This is a genomic window from Halomicrobium zhouii, assembly GCF_900114435.1.
Lineage (GTDB): Archaea > Halobacteriota > Halobacteria > Halobacteriales > Haloarculaceae > Halomicrobium > Halomicrobium zhouii.
The window spans coordinates 274858-292340 of record NZ_FOZK01000003.1 but is presented as its reverse complement, the minus strand read 5'-3'; the positions used below and the strand labels follow the sequence as shown (position 1 = coordinate 292340).

Below are 17483 nucleotides of genomic sequence, written 5' to 3'. Positions count from 1 at the left end.
GTCGGTACGGGCTACTCGCGACGTCCCGTGGTCGCTGAAAACCGGTCTCCGGCTACTCGCCCGCGAGAACGGTCCGCAGGTCGGCGACGGCGTCGGCGATGTCGGGGGCGGAAGTGTCGGCTGGCGCCTCGTCACTCACCAGTTCTCGCAACACAGGTTCGTACCGACCGCACCCGGCGTGCTCGACGAAACCACCGAGTCGAAGCTGTCGGTTGTACGCGTACGCTCTCGTCCGGTCGCCCGACCCGCCGGCCGAGAAGTGCGCGTTCAGTGGTGTGTCCGGGCCCTGCTCGACGTAGTACGCCAGCATCCGCCGAGCTTTCTCGTCCAGCCCTCGCAGGTCGGCCTCGACGTCGTGGAGGAACGATGGCGTCTCGTAGTCGGACTCGCTGGAGTCCCGTTCCACGAGAAGCGCGCCACTGGAAGCTGTCGACCCGTTCGACGACGCCGAGTCCTCCGAGGCAGTCGACTGCTCCGACTCCGCGACGTTTGCCGACGCCGTCGACTGACTGCCGTCACTCCTGTCGTCGGTGAAGTCCTGCGGTTCGAAGTCGAAGTCGACTGCAGCGGTTGCCGTGCTCTCGCTCTCGTTCCCGCCGTTCGACACGCTCGCGCCGTCGGCTGCAGCGGACGCGGCGGCCGCGTCGTCGCTATCCGGTGCTCCACTGGCGTCGCCGCCGGCCATCGCGGCCCCGTCGTCAGCGAACATCCCGAAGGCGTCGCCGAAACCCCCGCCGGAGGTCTGGTCCGCGGATGGATCTCCGAGGTCGTCGTCGGCCGTTGCCGTGGTCGTCTCGCCGTCGGAGTGCGTTTCGGCCGCGCTCTCCCCGTCGTCCTCCTCCCATCGGGCCCGTCGCCGCCGTTGCTTCTCCTTCTCCGTCCGGCCCGGGTTGTAGCCGTCGACGTGCTGGAGGAGCGCGTCGGTGAACTGCTCGGCCATCTTGCGCATGTCGCGGGCGTCCTGCAGTTCGGTCTCCAGTTCGGCGATGCGGGAGTTCTTCTCGTCGAGTTGCTCCCGGAGCTCCTTCACCCGGTCCTCGGTCTGTTGTTTCTCCTCGCTGATCTCGGAGAGTTCGGAGACGAGATCGTCGCTGACGGACTTGAGTTCCGGCCGTTCGAAGTCGTCGAGGCCGGGCGTGGCGCCGGCGTCGAAGGTCTGCTTGCGGTGGAACTGGACGCGGCGGATGGACTCGGACCAGTCGGTCATGAGGAACGCCTCGCCGTCGTCGAGGTCCTCGACGGCGTCGGCGTACTGCGAGTCGATGATCCGGCCGACGACCTTGGTGTCGTTGTTCCAGGTCAGGCGGTGCCAGACCAGCCAGTCGCACTGGGTGATGTAGTCCTTCTTCACGTCGGCCGGGCGCTGGCTGATGCCGACCATGCCGAGGCCGTGCTTGCGCCCGCGCTTGCCGATCTTGATGAGCATCTTCCCGACCTCGCCCACAGAGCCGTTCTCCGGGATCCACTCGTGGCACTCCTCGACGAGCATGAGGAACGGCTGCTTCTGTTTTTTCGCCTTGGCGAAGAGGTGTCGGGCGACCTCCTTCAGGAGTTCCTCGGCCTCGTCGCCGTCGAGGAACGAGGAGATGTCGAGGATGATGGGGACGTTCTGTTCCAGCGCGAGCGAGGCGATCTTCTCGGCGTGCTCGGCGGTCACCTGGATGTCGCACTCGTCGTCGGCGCCGGCGTGGAGGATCTCGTACTCCTCTTTGAGTCCGTAGTACTCGCCGTCGATGTCGACGATGAGCATGCCAAAGCCGCTGTCGAGCAGTTTCTCGGCGATGACCGACGCGGTGTTGGACTTCCCGGACCCCGACTTCCCGGTGACGAACCCGCGGCCGGTGAGGAGTTCGACCACCGGGAGGTCGACGGACTTGCCGGGTTCCTCCGCTCCGCCGACGCCGGGACTCGTCGTCGCGACTGTGATGTGTTCTGTCTCGGCCATTCGATCTTGGTAGAGAGCAGTGTCTAGCGGCCCATAACTGTCCGTCAGACGCGTGTCACGCGCGACACAGGTTGGTAGCACCACCACCGTTCGCCGCACAAAACGCTAAACCGAATGGCGCTCATACTCCGCCTGTGAGTGGGGAGGCATGACCCGGTACGCGACGTTCGTCGAGGCCGGGACCGTCTACGTGGGGAGCGAGGACGGGCAGGTGGAGGTCGGCGACGTCGACGACATCCTCGACGTCATCGGCGGCCCGGCCTGGACTATCACGTACACCGACGCGGCCAAGGAGCGCCATCCGGCGATGGACACATCCGACGAGGGGCTCGTCGTCGACGTCGTCGACATGATCCAGGCGATGACCCACGGCGAGAAGTTCGTCCGGACGCTCCAGGCACACCCGGTCGAGACCGCGGCCGACGACGAGATGGCGCCCCGGACGGGCCTGTTCGTCGGGAAGCTGCTGGAGAACCTGGAGAACGGCGTGGCCTGAGGGGTGCGTCTAGAACTCACCGAGCGTCGACTGTCCCTCTGACGAGCGGCCGCTTTCGGCCGCTTCGTCGTCGGCACCGTCGCCAGTCGAATCCGTGGGACTGTCGTCATCAGACCTGTCTGCTCCGTCAGCCATTGCTTCGAATCCGTCGAGACTCGCCTGCCCTTCCGAAACCGGACCGTCGTCCGTCGTCGCGTTCGTCGGTGATGTCTCGTGACTGCTGCGCTCGCGCTCGAACGAACTGGTCGAATCGGCCGATTCGGCCGACCCGGCCGCGCTCTCGAACCCGTCGAGACTCGACTGGTCGCCGCCGGAGAAACTGAGCTTCGAGACGCGGACGCCGACCTTCCGGACGCGGTCGCCCTCGAACTCCTCCAGCAGGTCGAGCGCCACCTCCTCGACCAGCGACGGTTCGTCGACCGGGCCCGGAAGCGAGTGCGCGCGCGTGTGGACGTCGTAGGGTGGCGTGACGACCTTGATCCCGATGGTCTGGTAGAGTGCATCCTTGCTGGTGGCCCGGTCGGCGACGGAGTCGGCGAGCGAGCGGACGCGGTCACGTTTCGCGTCCTCGTCGCTCGTCGCGCTGGCGAAGGCGGACTCCCGCGAGAGGCTCTTGGGCAGGCCCCGGGGCGTCACCTCGCGTTCGTCCTCGCCGCGGGCGTAGCGGTAGATTTCCATCCCGCGTTCGCCGAAGCGGTCGGCCAGCGTGTCGGGGTCGGCATCGGCGAGGTCGCCAGCCGTCTCGATGCCCAGGGAACTCAGTTCCGCGGCCGTCACGGGGCCGACCCCGTGGACCTCGTCGACGGGGAGGTCGGCGAAGAAGTCCCGTACCTCGCCGGGTTCGACGACGACGAGGCCGTCGGGCTTGTCGTGGTCGCTGGCGACCTTCGCGGCGCTCATCGTCGGCGCGACGCCGACGCTCGCCGCGACGCCGACCGCGTCCTCGATGTCGGATTTCAGTTGTTCGGCCCACTCCTCGGCCTCCTCCCAGCGTATCTCGTCGCTGACGTCCAGGTACGCCTCGTCGATGCTGACCTCGCGGACGACGTCGGCGCGTTCCTGGAGGATCGCCTTGACCTCCGAACTGACGGATTCGTAGTAGGACATGTCCACGGGTCGGTAGAAGCCGGCCTCGTCGACGTCGCGGTCGGGGTCGTCGACGACGTCTATCTTGCGGGGGAGTCGCTCGAGGGCCTCCGAGATGGCCATCGCGCTATCGACGCCGTACTCGCGGGCCTCGTAACTGGCGGTGGCGACCGCGCCGATGGTCTCCCCGGGTTCGAAGCCCATCCCGACGACGAGTGGTTCCCCGTCGAGGGCTGGTTCGCGCAGTCGCTCGCAGGCCGCGTAGAAGCAGTCCATGTCGACGTGGGTGACGATGCGGGCCCCGTCGTCCGTCTGCGTTCCCGGGAGCCGCTCCCCGTCCATAGTCGTGTCCTCTCGGGTGGACGCCTATCAAGGTTCGCGTACCGCGGTGAAGGTAGTCACTGGGACGGAGTGAAAAATCGAAAAGCCGAGACGGCGGGCGGCCAGGTCCGCCGTCGACGCTGATCGGAATCCGGTACGGCTTCCAGAGGCGTCGGCGGTGATTCCCGCCGGGAGCTCTCTGGCTCCAGTTACGTGTTATCGCTTACCACACTTCAATGTTACTCCGGTCCGCCACTCGCTGGCCGGTCAGATAGTTCCCGCTTCGGGACGGGGCAGTCTCGTCAGTCTCCCGGGACGGGGTCCGCTCGTTCCCGACGGTGTGCTCTGATCGTCGTGACGCCGAAGACGGTCGTCGCGAAGACGATGAACCCCGCGGCTGCGAGGAACGCCGCCTCCGCCGAGACGAATTCCTTGACGCCGCCGATGAGCACCGGTCCGACGACCTGCCCCACCTTCCACGAGATCGACCGCAGCGACATGCTGGAGGCCACGGCGTCGTACTCCGCGCCTTCGTCGACGAACAGCGACATACTCGCCGGGAGGCGGATGCTGTCGGCGACGCCGAGCAGCCCGAACGCGCCGAACAGGGTGAGGAACGCACCGCCGATCACCGTGGTTCCGGCGAAGGTGTCGATCCGTAGTGGCGTCACTGTCCCCTCGAAGTAGGCCGCGAGCGGGATCAGCGCGGTGCCCAGGCCGTAGAGGCCCGCGCCGACGGTCACGAAGAGGTACCGCCTGCCGAGTCTGTCCGTGAGGTCGCCGACGTACCCCTGACTGAGCGCCTTCGTCAGTTTCCCCCCGGCCATGATCCACCCGATTTCGAGCGCGTTGAACCCGAACACCGTCCGGGCGTAGATCGGGAGGAAGATGATCACCGCCATCTTGCCGACGCTGAAGGTGAACCGGAAGGTGACGAGCGCCCGCACCATCGGTCTGGCCAGCAGGGTGCGGAACGTCTCGACGCCGCCGGCGTCTTCGGGGTCCTTCCGTCCGCCCGGGTTCGTCCGGAGGAATCGCCAGACGAGGACGAACGTCGCGACGGTGATGGCGCTGAGTACCGCGTACGTGAACGTGAACCCGTGGGCGAAGAGGAGGTACCCGCCGACGACGTCGCCGGCGAGCGAGGAGATTGCGCCGAACTGGTTGTAGGACCCCAGCCATCGGCCCTGCTCGCCGTCGGGACTGATCTCACCGATGACGGTGGAACCCGTTATCCACAGTACGGATGCGCCCAGGCCCTGGAGCATCCGGACGAGAACGACGTGGACGGCGTTGTCGACGAAGACGAACCCGGCGAAGACGCCCAGATTGAGGACGAACCCGGCGAGCAGGTAGGCCTTGGCGTTCCCGGTGTCGATCTTTCGCCCGAGCGGGAGCACGACGAGTAACTGGACGAGCGCGAATCCGGTCCCCCACAGCCCCTCGACGAGGCCGGTCGTTCCGAACGCGTCGGCGTACAGCGCGAGGGCGATCAGAATGGTCGAAAACGCCTGGCTCCTGGCGAACGCCGTGCCGGCGAGCGCAGCGAACTCGCGGTCTCGCAGGAGCGCGACCGATCCTCCGACGCGGGACACCTACTGGATCACCGTCCTGAACGAATAGTCAGTGTGACGTCGTCAAAAAACACTCGAACCCGGTAGCATTCGGGGACCGCGTTCCTCACGTCCCATCGTCCTGACCTGTGCAGTCCCGTCACTCCGTCCTGGGCGGTCTCGTCCCTCCGTCTTCTCGCGCACCTCCCGTCCAGTCGGTTGACCATCGCCACAACGGAGAGACGAAGGGCCAGTGTGCGAGTTTGGTCGTCAGCTCCTCTCGCCTTCGAGCCAGATTCACGCCGTGGAGAACCCCCTACAGGGACCGGTCGTCGCCAGCGGTGGGTACGTACGTCTCAACCACACCTCCGGAAGCGCCGAATTGACCACCAGCTATCGCCGCCACGTCCCTAATTCATTAGGTCAAACGGTCTTGGCCACGCGCCGCTTAGCGACGGGTGATGTCTGGTCCCCTGACGAAGATACGAAACAAGTTCTCGAATCGCCAGTCGACGGACACCGAGGCGGCGCCCGAGGACGAGCAGCCCAAGACCGTGCTACACGAGTGTACCGCTTGCGGGTCGGTGTTCATCCAGCACACCGGTGAGCGGTGTTCGGAGTGCGGATCCGATTCGCTCGTCGAACAGTAATCTGACACTTCTGTCGCACGCCAACGGGTGGATAGCCGTGCGGCTATCCGTGCGTTCTGCCGGCACGCCGTGTCACAGTGGCAGAGTTCGCGGTTCCATCTGTCGTCCACCGCCACGCACAGGAACGTCGAAAGGCCGATATTGTTTTACCGGTAGTCGTTCTTGCGTGGTACACCGATGGAAAACGGACGGGACGGCTTTCGAACCTTCGACGACGTCTCGCCCAGTGAGACGGTGATACAGGAGGTCTCGGAGAAGACCGACACCGATCCGCTGGCGCTCCCACCGCTCTACGAATCGATCGATCCGGACGCGCTGGACGCGCTGTTCGAGTCCGCTGACGGAACCAGCGTCCAGGTCGAGTTCGAGTACGCCGGACGCCACGTGGTCCTCGATAGCTCCGGTCGCGTCGGCGTGAGTTCCTGAGTAGCGCGAGCGTCTTACTGCCCAGGCTTCCGTCCCGTATCCGGTGGCTGGCAGCACTGCCGAGTGTGGATTGTCCTGGATAGTGGCTTCGGAGAGAGTGCTCACAGTCGTGGTTCTCGCTCTGAATTTGACGATGTGGGTGAACGAATGACACACACGTCCGCTGTTCGAGCCAAAGAGTATCGTCCTCGGTCGGTTCCCTGTCCGCGTCGGCGCGAGCCCACGAGTACTGGACCTGCGATTGGGAACTGCAGGTGGTTTCGTAGTGGTAGTTGTAACTATCCGTGAGCAACTGGAAATCGACCGACAGGCATCCCTGGAGCCTCTTTATCAACCTCGACGCGATACGTGTAGCAATGCCGGTAGACGACGAACAGCCGGGCGACCCCATCGACATCCTGCTGGTCGAGCCGAGCCCGGGCGATACCCGACTCTTCACGGAGTCGTTTCGAGACGGCAAACTGGCCAACTGTCTCCACACCGTCTCCGACGGCGAATCGGCTATCGACTTCCTTCACCAGCGCGGCGGGTTCGCCGACGCCCCACGCCCCAACCTCGTCCTCCTCGAACCGAACCTTCCCGCCACTGGCGGACGAGACGTCCTCTCGGCGCTGAAGAACGAACCTGCCCTCTCGGACATCCCCGTCACCGTCCTGACGAGTTCCGACGTCGGCGAGGATATCGCCAGGTCCCACGGCATCGAGGCCGACCACTACATCCAGAAACCGATCGAACCCGACGAGTTCATCGCGTTCGTGCAATCCGTCGAGGATTTCTGGCTCGCGATCATCGAAGAGCCAGTCGCGGACGATTGAACTGTCGAGTGGGACTCACCGGGTTTGATTCCTGATCTCCGAGGCGAATCCACGGCCCTTCGACCGGCTCACGTAGTTCGAGTATTTGAACCCCGCTCCTTTGAGCACGATTTTACCGAACAGAATCCCCTTCTTGAAACCGATGCTGGTGATTCTGGGAAGGAGGACGTCCTTCTCCTTTTGCCGGATAATCCCTCGTTTGTACGCCACGACGCGCTGGTCGGTGAGAATCAACTTCGTCGCGCTTCGGCGTGTGACCATGAAGTCCCAGCAGGGGATTGCACCGATGAACGTCTCGCCGTCGTAGAGCATCCGCTCGATTCCGTCTCTCGACCGAGAATCGAACTCGTCGAGGGATTCGTAGACGGTAGCCATGGAGCAGATGTTGCTACTATGGTACTTAGTACGTCGTACCAGCTCACTACCGGACACCGGGACTTGCCTCTACAACTCTCTGGTTGCTAATTCGCTGGAAGAGCGGGGTCGGAGTGAGTTTGAACTACGCCGAGATGTTCATCCTCGCTCCCTGCGGTCGCTGCGCGGGCATTGACTCGTCTACTTCAAATTCCTCCAGGTACCACGCTTACCGCTCACTGGAGACGAGCACACGCTAAGCGGTGCTCGTGGATTTCATTCGATGAAAGAGTGGGGCCGGAGGGATTTGAACCCACGATCGGCTGATATCTCCGTACCACGCCTCGGTACTCCAGAGGGTCGTCAACGCGGCCGATGATCAGTCGGACGCTCGGTATATCAGCTCTGGATATCGTCACCTGGCGTGTGACCTCTGGAGTCAGCCGCCTTCCCGGACTAGGCCACAGCCCCGTGAATCGTCATTTGCCGAGTTGCACTAAAGGGGTTACGATTACTCTCGGTCGGTCTCGGCCCAGTCGCAGTCCTGGCACTTGAAGCCCGTGACGAACTCTGTCACGCTGGGCATGTAGCCGACCTTGATAACGTCGCCGCCGCAGTCGGGACAGTCGCGGTCGGCGTCCTCGATCGCTTCGGCGTCCATGACGGACTCGCCCTCGATTATCTCGGCGAGGCTCTCGGGCGTGACCATCCGTCCCTGGACGACGCGGTTGTCAGCCATGCCTGAGTTGGGGAGGGTGAGACTCCTAAGCCTTGCTCATCAGAGCCAGGGGAGGCGCTCGTCGTCGTCATCGTCGCCGTCCTCGCCGTCCGCAGTGTTGGCGCCGTCGTCGCCGAACGGGACCGCGCGGTGCGGTTCGGTGTCGGCGTCGTCGTGTTCGACGCCCTGCGAGGCGCCGCCGTCGGTGAACGCCGCGGTCACGTCGACGCGGTCGGGGTCGAACTCGTCGTCGCGCTGGCGGGCGCGGCCGGGGTCGAACGCCAGCAACGTCGTCACGCCGAGCACCGCAAGCGCGACGGGGGCGTCCCCCGGGATGGCACCGAAGAGGCTCAGCGGAAGGACCCCCAGCGCGACGGCGCTGCCGAAGCGGAACCGGTCGATGTCGACGGCGTTGCGGAGCCACGGGCCGGCGAGCGCGGCGGTCAGGGCAAATGCGACGCCGACGCCGGCGGCAGCGGCCGCGCGGAGCATGAGTCCGGGGTCGGTCTGGACGACGACGGACAGGCCGTTCAGGTCGACGCTGACGACCAGGCCGATGATGAGTATCATCGACGGGCGCGGGAGTATCTCGCCGATGCGGGCGCTGGCGGTGCGGCCCGCGATGGCGAGGATGATGATGGCCGCGAAGCGGTCGAAGACGCCGGGGACGAGCACGCTCCGGATGATCGGGGCGAGCGCGGCCACGACGACGGCGCCCACGACGACTACTGCACCGACCAGCAGTATCGACTTCGTTACCTCCCTGACGTCGCCGTCCATCTCGGCGAGGATGACCGCCAGCGTCGCGGACCCGCCGAAGATGAGCAGGCCGACCTCGATGATGCCGGTGACGCTGGAGAGCGCCCCTGCCAGGACGACGGCTGCGAAGACGCCGTCGAGCAGGGGTAACAGCATCACCGTCGCGAGGAGGCGCGTGGCGCCGCCGACGCGCCGCTCGAGTCCGACGGCGACCGGGTGTTGAGAGCTACTCATCGGCCGTTATCGGCGGTCCTCACCCGCGGACCCGTGGATGCGACGACGCCGATACGCGAGGAGAGCGTCGGGAATCGGGGACGCCGCCCGCCAGTTCGCTGTAAAGCGAGTGCCCACCAGGAATGTCTTGCCGACCTCTGGGAACGAAGCGGTCGGTCGTCGGCTGCCGTCCGTGCCGGTGGGGCTGACGGATTGCATATCTATCACTATCTTTGGTCGAAGTATAAACGTTGTGTGAGAATTGGCCGCACACGGCCGGCATCAGTCAGGTTTCCGGCGCGCTTTCTTCCATCTTTTACCGATCCGGCGTTCGCGAGTGAGGATCCACATTCTCACCGGGTTCGTGTGGGACCGGAGCCCACGCGTCTAATCGTCTCGCAACGCTTTTGAGCCACCGTCTGTGACGGTTTACATGGCGAACGAGCGCGAGCCCTTCTCGCAAAAACTCCAGGTACCGGAAGCGCTGACGTTCGACGACGTCCTCCTGCGACCCAAGGAGTCGCGCGTCGAACCGGACGAGGCAGACACCGCGACGCGGGTCTCCAAGAACGTCGAGATCAACGTCCCAGTCCTCACGGCGGCGATGGACACCGTCACCGAGAGCGACATGGCCATCGCGATGGCCCGACACGGCGGCCTCGGCGTCCTCCACCGCAACATGGACGTCGACCAGATGGTCGCCGAGATCGAGCGCGTCAAGCGCGCCGACGAGCTGATCATCCGCGACGTCGTCACCGCCGCCCCGGACCAGACGGTCCGCGACGTCGACCAGATGATGGACAAACAGGGCGTCTCCGGCGCCCCGGTCGTCGACGACGACGGCCAGGTCCTGGGTATCATCTCGGGCACGGACATCCGCCCGTACCTCGAGGTCGGCGAGGACGACGCCGTCGACGAGGCCATGACCGACGAGGTCGTCACCGCTCCCGAGGACGTCACCGCCCGCGAGGCCCTGGAACTGATGTACGAGCACAAGATCGAGCGCGTCCCCATCGTCGACGACGATAACCGCCTCATCGGTCTCGTCACGATGCAGGGCATCCTCCAGCGTCGCGAGTACGACACCGCGGCTCGCGACGAGAACGACCGACTCGTCGCCGGCGCCGCGGTCGGGCCGTTCGAACTCGACCGCGCGACGGCAGCCGACGAGGCCGGCGCCGACGTGCTGTTCATCGACTCCGCGCACGCGCACAACCTGAACGTCGTCGACAGCGCCCGCGAGATCAAGGAGACCGTCGACGCCGACGTCGTCGTCGGCAACATCGGCACCCGCGAGGCCGCCGAGGACGTCGTCGACTTCGCCGACGGCGTCAAGGTCGGCATCGGCCCCGGCTCCATCTGTACCACCCGCGTCGTCACCGGCGCCGGGATGCCCCAGATCACGGCCGTCTCCCAGGTCGCCGACGTCGCCAGCCAGCACGACGTCCCCGTCATCGCCGACGGCGGCATCCGGTACTCCGGTGACGCCATCAAGGCCGTCGCCGCCGGTGCCGACGCCGTGATGCTCGGCTCCTACTTCGCGGGCACGGACGAGGCGCCGGGCCGCGTCATCACCATGAACGGCAAGAAGTACAAGCAGTACCGCGGCATGGGCTCCGTCGGCGCGATGAGCGACGGCGGCGGCGACCGCTACCTGAAGGAAGAGGACGAGGACGACGAGTTCGTCCCCGAGGGCGTCGAGGCCGCGACGCCGTACAAGGGGTCAGTCCAGTCCGAACTCCACCAGCTCGTCGGCGGCATGCAGTCCGGCATGGGCTACGTCGGCGCCGAAACGCTCCCGGAGTTCAAGGAGCGCTCCGAGTTCGTCCGCGTCTCCGCGGCCGGCCAGCAGGAGAGTCACCCCCACGACGTGATGATCACCGACGAGGCGCCCAACTACAGCCCCGACGGCAACTGATTGCCTGACAGCGACTAACTGCGCCCGTTGTCTCTCTGTCTCTACCCGTCACCCGGACTGGAATTCGTCGTACGAGACCGTGCCAGCGTCGACGATCGTCTGTTCGTCCGGAACGGCCCCGTCCGGCGGGTCGTCGCCCAGTCCGCTCGGTTCGCCGACGACGACACGCCCGACCATCTCCAGGCTCTTGTGCGGGATACAGTAGTAGTCGTACGTCCCCTCGACGTCGAAGGTGTGCGAGAACGTCGCCCCCTGCTCGGTGAGCGTCTCGCTGTTCCACCCCTCGGCGTCTTCGGGAATTCTCGTCACTTCAGACTGGGGATTCCCTTCCACGTAGGCCGTCGTGGAGTGGCTACCGGACTCGTTGTTCCACGTCACAGTTCCGCCGGAGTCGATGGCGATCCCGATCGGGTCGAAGTAGTACTCGTCGCCGTCGGTGATCATCGCGACGGTGTTCGACTCACCGTCGGCCTCTGTATCACCGCCAGTCGCGACCGTCGTCTCGGTGTCGTCGCCGTTCACCGCCGGAGAATCCGTCCCCGCAGTGTCGTCCGGGCTGCCACAGCCCGCGAGGCCGGTCAGGCCGACGCACGCGCCGGTTCCGATAGTCCTGATGTAGTGACGCCGTTTCATGACAACCCACTGTATGTTCTTACTGACGGGGGATGACCGGCGTGCTTGCACTGGCAGGCGGCTCACACCGCTTCCCGCGCTGTCGGGCTGGTCGTGCCTGGTGAATCTGATCCGCGAAACCTTCTTGCGCCTGCGACGGCCTACCACCGGACAGTGACCGAGACGTCGATAGATATCGCTGCCGACGCCGAACTCCGTGACCAGGCCATCGCCGTTCGCGAGGAGGTGTTCGTCGAGGGCCAGGGCGTGCCGCCGGAGCGGGAACGCGACGGGCACGACGACGACGCGACCCACCTGCTGGCCCGTGAGGGCGGTACACCGATCGGAACGGCACGCCTCCGCCGACTCGACGACGACACGGCCAAAGTCGAACGCGTCGCCGTCCGTGAGCCATACCGCGGAGGGGGGTGGGGAAGACGCCTCGTGAACCGCGTCGAAGCCGTCGCCCGCGAGCGGAACGTCGACACGCTCGTACTCCACAGCCAGACTGCAGTCGAGGAGTTCTACGAACGGCTCGGGTACGAAACGACCAGCGACGTCTTCCAGGACGCTGGCATCGCCCACGTCGAGATGGAGAAGTCACTCGAATGACCCCAGCGAACGACATCGAGGTACTCGCCAGCGACCGACCCGGTGAGGCGCACGCCATCCGCCGCACCGTCTTCGTGGAGGAACAGGGCGTCTCGGAGCCCGTCGAGTTCGACGACCGAGATGGTGCGGCCCGCCACTTCGTCGCGCGCGTCGGCTCCGACGCCGCCGGCACCGCCCGCGTCCGCCTGGTCGACGCGGACACGGCGAAGGTAGAGCGCGTCGCCGTCCTCCCCGAGTTCCGAGGCCGCGGTGTCGGCGACGCCGTGATGCGAGCGGCCCACGAGTACGCCCGCAACGAGAACAGATCCCGTGCGCTCCTCCACGCCCAGACTCGCGTCGCGGAGTTCTACGAATCGCTCGGCTACGAGTCTCTCGGCCCTGTCGACGACGAGACGGGCATCCCCCACGTCGAGATGGTTCTGGCGCTGTGAGGCGGGACGTCATTGGCTCAGGAGCCACCCGACCGCGAGTATCGGAACACGTACTCGGCGCATCTTTCGGGATTTGAACTACCTCCACTTCGCTCGCTGACGCTCGCTCGTGGCGTCGTTCAAATCCCTTCGTGGCGTTTTCACTGCTCACTTCGTTCGCAGGAAAACGGGCCGGAAGGGATTTGAACCGAGGAGAGACGGTCGGTCTCACTTCGTTCGACCGCTGCGACTCTCCGGGTTCAAATCCTCCATAGCCGCTTCGCTCCTCACCTTCGTTCGCAGGAAAACGGGCCGGAAGGGATTTGAACCGAGGAGAGACGGTCGGTCTCACTTCGTTCGACCGCTGCGACTCTCCGGGTTCAAATCCTCCATAGCCGCTTCGCTCCTCACCTTCGTTCGCAGGAAAACGGGCCGGAAGGGATTTGAACCCTCGACCGACGGATTAAGAGTCCGTCGCTCTGCCGGACTGAGCTACCGGCCCAAGACAACTCAGGATTCCCGGTGGCGGGTAAAATAGGTTTCCTTTCGGTCCCCCGAGTGCGGGACGGCAACGGGTCACTGCGACGACAAAAGGTACGAGATTGCTGGTGTGAAATAAATCCGAGACGGTAAAACCGCCAGAGAGCTACGGGGCCCAGCGGAGCCAGGGAAGAGGTTGATATAAGGGCCTCCACCACCTCGCAAAAGACAACAGATGAGTACAGCTACCGGTATCGCGATGGCTTCCATGTCGCGGTACGCTATCCTCGGCTGTGGGAGTGTTGGCCACGCCGTCGCCGAAGAACTGGTCGAGGAGGGGAAAGACGTCCTCATCCTCGACCGGGACGAGGGTCGCGTCGAGGCGTTGCGCGACCAGGACCTGAACGCACAGACCGCGGACATCAGGGAGCAATCCATCGTCGAGGACCTGGCGGACCGCGACGTCGTGCTCGTTCTCTCGTCGGACGTGGACGCCAACGCCCAGGCGCTGGAGAACATCCGTGCCGCGGACGACGGTGACCAGTTCGTCGTCGCGCGCGCGGACGACCCGGTCTCGGCCGACGAGCTCACCGACCTCGGGGCGGACGTCGTCATCAATCCCTCGACGGTCATCGCCGATTCGGCCCTGCGGGCCCTGGAGACGGGCGAACTCGAGTACAAGGCGAGCCAGCTCGCCGACGTCATCGACGGGACGGAGCGGCGGATGTCGATCCTCATCCACCGCTCGCCCGACCCGGACTCCATCGCCAGCGCAGCAGCGCTCCAGGCGATCGCCCAGGCTCGCGACGTCGAGGCCGACATCGTCTACGAGGGCGAGATCGGTCACCAGGAGAACCGCGCGTTCGTCAACCTGCTCGGCATCGAACTCGTCTCGCGGGGCGCCGTCGACATGGACGACTACGACACGTTCGCGCTGGTCGACACCGCGAAGGGGGTCGAACCGGACCCCGAGAACGTCGACGTCATCATCGATCACTACGAACACGACCACGACCACGACGCCAGGTTCGTGGACATCCGGCCGAACGTCTCGGCGACGTCGACAATCCTGACGAAGTACATTCAGGAACTCGACCTCACCCTGGAACAGGAGGTCGCGACCGCGCTGCTGTACGGCATCCGTGCGGAGACGCTGGACTTCAAGCGCGACACGACCCCGGCAGACCTGACCGCAGCAGCGTACCTCTATCCCTTCGCCGATCACGACACGCTCGAACAGGTCGAGTCGCCGTCGATGTCGCCCGAGACGCTAGACGTCCTCGCGGAGGCCATCCGCAATCGCGAGGTCAAGGGCTCACACCTCGTCTCCAACGCTGGGTTCATCCGCGACAGGGACGCGCTGGCACAGGCGGCTCAGCACCTCCTCAACCTGGAGGGGATCACGACGACGGCGGTGTTCGCGCTCGCCGACGACACCATCTACCTCGCCGCGCGCTCGAAAGACATCCGGATGAACATCGGGAAGGTACTCCACGACGCCTTCGGCGAGATGGGCGATACCGCTGGACACTCTACGGACGCGAGCGTCGAGATCCCGCTCGGGATCTTCACCGGAATCGAGACCAGCGAGGACAGCCGCGACACGCTGCTGGCGCTCACCGAAGAGGCGGTGCGGACGAAACTGTTCGAGGCGATGGGCGTCGACAGTAGTAGTAGCAGTGAGTCGTCGAACGGGAGCTGATCAGGCAGCGACTTCTTCTTCGTCTTCGTCCGCGGGGCCGGTCAGTCGCTCGACGATGCTGTTGACGATGACGACGTCGCCGACGGCCTGCACCCAGCGATACGGGATGATAACGCCGCGCGAGGCGTCGACTTCGCCCGAGAAGAGTTCCCTGTTCAGCTGGTGGAGCGCGAGACCGGTGACGTCCTGTCTGTCGAGGTCGAGGCGGAGGTCCTCGACTTCGCCGACGAAGACGCCGTTGTTGGAGTACACCTCACGGCCCACGAGCGTCGTGATCTCTTGCGGAACGCTGTCCGGATCCATATATGCTGGCTTGGTTCCGGGGGCCTTAACTCTTGGTAGGTGTCTGACGGAGCGCGGACGACGGTGCACCCGATCAGTCGTGCGGTTTCCGGCCACGGTGCCGACGCGCGGACGGGCAACGACGTCCTGACTCGTACCGGCGTCGTGTCACGTGAATCCGGACGCTTAATGTACGCAGTCGATGACGTGCCCGTATGAGCTTGCAGGTGAGCCGTCGGCTGGGGCCGGCCGACGGGGTGACGCTGATCAACGCCGTCGTCGGGTTCGTTGCCGGCGTCGTCGCCTTCACCGACCCGCGACTCGCGGCCCGGCTCGTCCTTCTGGCCGCCATCGTCGACGCCCTCGACGGGATCATCGCCCGCAGCGCCGGCAACTCAGACGTCGGGCCGCTGCTCGACTCTATCACCGACATCGTCTCGTTTGGCACGACTCCGGGCCTGTTCGTCTACGGTATCGTCCGCCTGGAGTACGGCGCTCTCGACGACCTCTCCCCGCTCGTCCTCGCCGTCGCGCTCCTCGTTCCTGCGGGGTTCGCCGCCTTCTCCATCCTGCGGACGGCGTTCTACGAGGTGTACGTCGGGGAAGGCGAGGACCGTCCCGGTATCCCGAACGCGCTGGCCGCGGTCATCCTCGCGGCGGCGTACCTCTCGGGCCTCGTTCCGGTTCCCGTGCTCCTCGGGGCGACCGTCGTCCTCTCTGTCCTCATGGTCGCACCGGTCCGCTATCCCAAACTCGCAGTCCGGGACGCCTTCGCCCTCGGCGTGATACAGGCCCTGGCCATCCTCGTCCCGTCGGCGTTCCACGGCGTCTTTCCCATCGCGCTGCTCGTCGCCGCGATGGCCTACCTGACCCTCGGTCCGGTCTACTACTGGGGACCGTCGAACGGGTCCGTCGACAACGCGCCGTAGTCACCCGCCGGTTCCCGAACGTTTTTCCAGCCGTCAACCGACGATGGGATCGTGGTTTACGAGTCGGACAACCGGACGATAGACGACGCGATGGCGCGCGTACTCGACGGAGAGCAACTCGACCGGCGCGACGGCCTCGCGCTGTTGGCCCAGCCAGTGGACGAACTGGCGGCCGCGGCGGACGCGGTCCGCGCACAGTTCGGCGACGGCACCGTCGACGCCTGTTCCATCGTCAACGCCAAGGCCGGCAACTGCGCGGAGGACTGCGGGTTCTGTGCGCAGTCGGTCCACTTCGACACCGGCATCGACACCTACGACTTCCTGGACCCGGCGGAGATACTCGCGGCGGCGAAGCGCGCCGAGCGCGACGGTGCCCAGCGCTTCGGTATCGTCGTCGCCGAGAAGGGCGTCTCGAAGGAGAAACGCCCGGAGGAGTGGGCCGACGTCCTCCGGGCGATACGACTCGTCCGGGACGAGACCGACGTCGAAGTCGACGCGAGCCTCGGCATCCTCACCGAGGAGGAGGCTCGAATACTCGCCGACGAAGGCATCAATCACTACAATCACAACATAGAGACGTCGCCCCGGTACTTCCCCGAGATCGTGGACACCCACTCCTTCGAGGACCGCGTCGAGACGCTGGAAGTGGCGAAGGAGGCGGGAATGGACCTGTGTGCCGGGGTCATCCTCGGCATGGGCGAAGCCCCGACCGACCGCGTCGACGCCGCCGTGGCCCTCCAGGACGTCGGCGTCTCTTCGCTTCCGGTGAACATTCTCAACCCGGTGGCGGGAACGCCTCTGGCCGAACTCGAGTTGCCGGACGTCACGACGGAGGAGATCATCCGTACGATCGCGGTCTACCGCTTCCTCCACCCGCAGGCCCGCGTTCGCCTCACCGGCGGCCGCGAGGCCAATCTCGACGCGGACGAACAGCACCTCCCGTTCGAGGCCGGCGCCGACGGCGTACTGACTGGCGATTACCTCACGACCGAAGGTCAGTCCGCTGGGGACGATATCGAGGTGATCGAACGCGCCGGACTAGAACCGAACGTCGACGGCAACGAGTTCGACCTGTCGGCAGTGAAAGCTCGCGCCGACGACGGCGTGGCCGTCGACACCGCTGCCGGGACGGCGAGCAGCGAAGCCGACGTCGATTCTTCGGAGTGATCTCACGGTGTCGTCGCCGAGTTCGCGCACGGCAG

At 65.5% G+C, this 17483-nt stretch carries 18 protein-coding genes and 2 tRNA genes; 10 read left to right on the top strand and 10 right to left on the bottom strand.

The window, feature by feature from the left end; genetic code table 11:
* Nucleotides 1-52: 52 nt before the first annotated feature.
* Nucleotides 53-1945 carry a helicase HerA domain-containing protein gene (locus BM337_RS15140; RefSeq protein ID WP_089817482.1) on the bottom strand — a complete coding sequence of 631 codons (1893 nt, stop codon included), beginning with the start codon at nucleotides 1943-1945 and terminating at the stop codon, nucleotides 53-55.
* A 148-nt stretch (nucleotides 1946-2093) separates the two neighbouring features.
* Between BM337_RS15140 and BM337_RS15135 the strand changes: the two genes are divergently transcribed.
* Entirely contained in the window at nucleotides 2094-2441 is a 348-nt protein-coding gene (locus BM337_RS15135; RefSeq protein WP_089817481.1) for a hypothetical protein, read from the top strand.
* 9 nt (nucleotides 2442-2450) lie between these two features.
* Here the strand turns inward: BM337_RS15135 and dinB are convergent, their stop codons facing one another.
* Both dinB and BM337_RS15125 read right to left on the bottom strand, forming a co-directional pair.
* Nucleotides 2451-3869: a DNA polymerase IV gene (gene dinB, locus BM337_RS15130; protein ID WP_089817480.1), complete on the bottom strand. Its 1419-nt coding sequence runs from the start codon at nucleotides 3867-3869 to the stop codon at nucleotides 2451-2453.
* 281 nt (nucleotides 3870-4150) lie between these two features.
* On the bottom strand, nucleotides 4151-5443 hold the full coding sequence (locus tag BM337_RS15125; protein WP_089817479.1) for an MFS transporter: 1293 nt from the start codon (nucleotides 5441-5443) through the stop codon (nucleotides 4151-4153).
* 419 nt (nucleotides 5444-5862) lie between these two features.
* On the opposite strand from BM337_RS15125, the gene BM337_RS15120 reads away from it, so the two are divergent.
* From BM337_RS15120 to BM337_RS15110, 3 genes are all read left to right on the top strand, one after another.
* Nucleotides 5863-6051 (top strand): hypothetical protein, encoded by a 189-nt coding sequence (locus BM337_RS15120; protein WP_089817478.1) that lies wholly within the window; start codon nucleotides 5863-5865, stop codon nucleotides 6049-6051.
* 177 nt (nucleotides 6052-6228) lie between these two features.
* The gene (locus BM337_RS15115; RefSeq protein ID WP_089817477.1) at nucleotides 6229-6477 is read left to right on the top strand and encodes a DdfA family disk-determining factor; all 249 of its coding nucleotides are present in this window, start codon (nucleotides 6229-6231) and stop codon (nucleotides 6475-6477) included.
* Between the two features lie 356 nt (nucleotides 6478-6833).
* Nucleotides 6834-7292: a response regulator gene (locus tag BM337_RS15110; protein WP_089817476.1), complete on the top strand. Its 459-nt coding sequence runs from the start codon at nucleotides 6834-6836 to the stop codon at nucleotides 7290-7292.
* A 15-nt stretch (nucleotides 7293-7307) separates the two neighbouring features.
* Here the strand turns inward: BM337_RS15110 and BM337_RS15105 are convergent, their stop codons facing one another.
* The 4 genes from BM337_RS15105 to BM337_RS15090 all read right to left on the bottom strand — a co-directional run bounded on the left by BM337_RS15105 (nucleotide 7308) and on the right by BM337_RS15090 (nucleotide 9357).
* Nucleotides 7308-7667 (bottom strand): PH domain-containing protein, encoded by a 360-nt coding sequence (locus BM337_RS15105; protein ID WP_089817475.1) that lies wholly within the window; start codon nucleotides 7665-7667, stop codon nucleotides 7308-7310.
* Between the two features lie 271 nt (nucleotides 7668-7938).
* A tRNA-Trp gene (locus BM337_RS15100) sits at nucleotides 7939-8117 on the bottom strand.
* Nucleotides 8118-8157: 40 nt separating this feature from the next.
* Complete coding sequence (locus BM337_RS15095; protein WP_089817474.1) at nucleotides 8158-8385, bottom strand: DUF5795 family protein; 228 nt, start codon at nucleotides 8383-8385, stop codon at nucleotides 8158-8160.
* A 39-nt stretch (nucleotides 8386-8424) separates the two neighbouring features.
* Complete coding sequence (locus tag BM337_RS15090; protein ID WP_089817473.1) at nucleotides 8425-9357, bottom strand: DUF5794 domain-containing protein; 933 nt, start codon at nucleotides 9355-9357, stop codon at nucleotides 8425-8427.
* A 412-nt stretch (nucleotides 9358-9769) separates the two neighbouring features.
* Here BM337_RS15090 and guaB point away from each other — a divergent pair, with 412 nt between their 5' ends.
* The gene (gene guaB, locus BM337_RS15085) at nucleotides 9770-11254 is read left to right on the top strand and encodes an IMP dehydrogenase (protein ID WP_089817472.1); all 1485 of its coding nucleotides are present in this window, start codon (nucleotides 9770-9772) and stop codon (nucleotides 11252-11254) included.
* Nucleotides 11255-11302: 48 nt separating this feature from the next.
* On the opposite strand, the gene BM337_RS15080 is transcribed toward guaB, so the two are convergent.
* Nucleotides 11303-11887, bottom strand: a complete 585-nt coding sequence (locus BM337_RS15080; RefSeq protein ID WP_089817471.1) for a plastocyanin/azurin family copper-binding protein — start codon at nucleotides 11885-11887, stop codon at nucleotides 11303-11305.
* A 153-nt stretch (nucleotides 11888-12040) separates the two neighbouring features.
* Here BM337_RS15080 and BM337_RS15075 point away from each other — a divergent pair, with 153 nt between their 5' ends.
* On the top strand, nucleotides 12041-12478 hold the full coding sequence (locus BM337_RS15075) for a GNAT family N-acetyltransferase (protein WP_089817470.1): 438 nt from the start codon (nucleotides 12041-12043) through the stop codon (nucleotides 12476-12478).
* Nucleotides 12475-12909 carry a GNAT family N-acetyltransferase gene (locus BM337_RS15070; protein ID WP_089817469.1) on the top strand — a complete coding sequence of 145 codons (435 nt, stop codon included), beginning with the start codon at nucleotides 12475-12477 and terminating at the stop codon, nucleotides 12907-12909. Before BM337_RS15075 ends, BM337_RS15070 begins: the two co-directional genes overlap by 4 nt.
* A gap of 407 nt (nucleotides 12910-13316) precedes the next feature.
* Here the strand turns inward: BM337_RS15070 and BM337_RS15065 are convergent.
* A tRNA-Lys gene (locus tag BM337_RS15065) sits at nucleotides 13317-13390 on the bottom strand.
* Nucleotides 13391-13603: 213 nt separating this feature from the next.
* Here BM337_RS15065 and BM337_RS15060 point away from each other — a divergent pair.
* A complete protein-coding gene (locus BM337_RS15060; protein WP_089817468.1) occupies nucleotides 13604-15070 on the top strand; it encodes a DHH family phosphoesterase in 1467 nt (488 codons plus the stop codon).
* Here the strand turns inward: BM337_RS15060 and BM337_RS15055 are convergent, their stop codons facing one another.
* Nucleotides 15071-15373: a PRC-barrel domain-containing protein gene (locus tag BM337_RS15055; RefSeq protein WP_089817467.1), complete on the bottom strand. Its 303-nt coding sequence runs from the start codon at nucleotides 15371-15373 to the stop codon at nucleotides 15071-15073.
* 194 nt (nucleotides 15374-15567) lie between these two features.
* On the opposite strand from BM337_RS15055, the gene BM337_RS15050 reads away from it, so the two are divergent.
* Nucleotides 15568-16281, top strand: a complete 714-nt coding sequence (locus BM337_RS15050) for a protein sorting system archaetidylserine synthase (RefSeq protein ID WP_089817466.1) — start codon at nucleotides 15568-15570, stop codon at nucleotides 16279-16281.
* 51 nt (nucleotides 16282-16332) lie between these two features.
* The gene (gene bioB, locus BM337_RS15045) at nucleotides 16333-17448 is read left to right on the top strand and encodes a biotin synthase BioB (RefSeq protein ID WP_089817465.1); all 1116 of its coding nucleotides are present in this window, start codon (nucleotides 16333-16335) and stop codon (nucleotides 17446-17448) included.
* The last annotated feature ends 35 nt before the right edge of the window (nucleotides 17449-17483 follow it).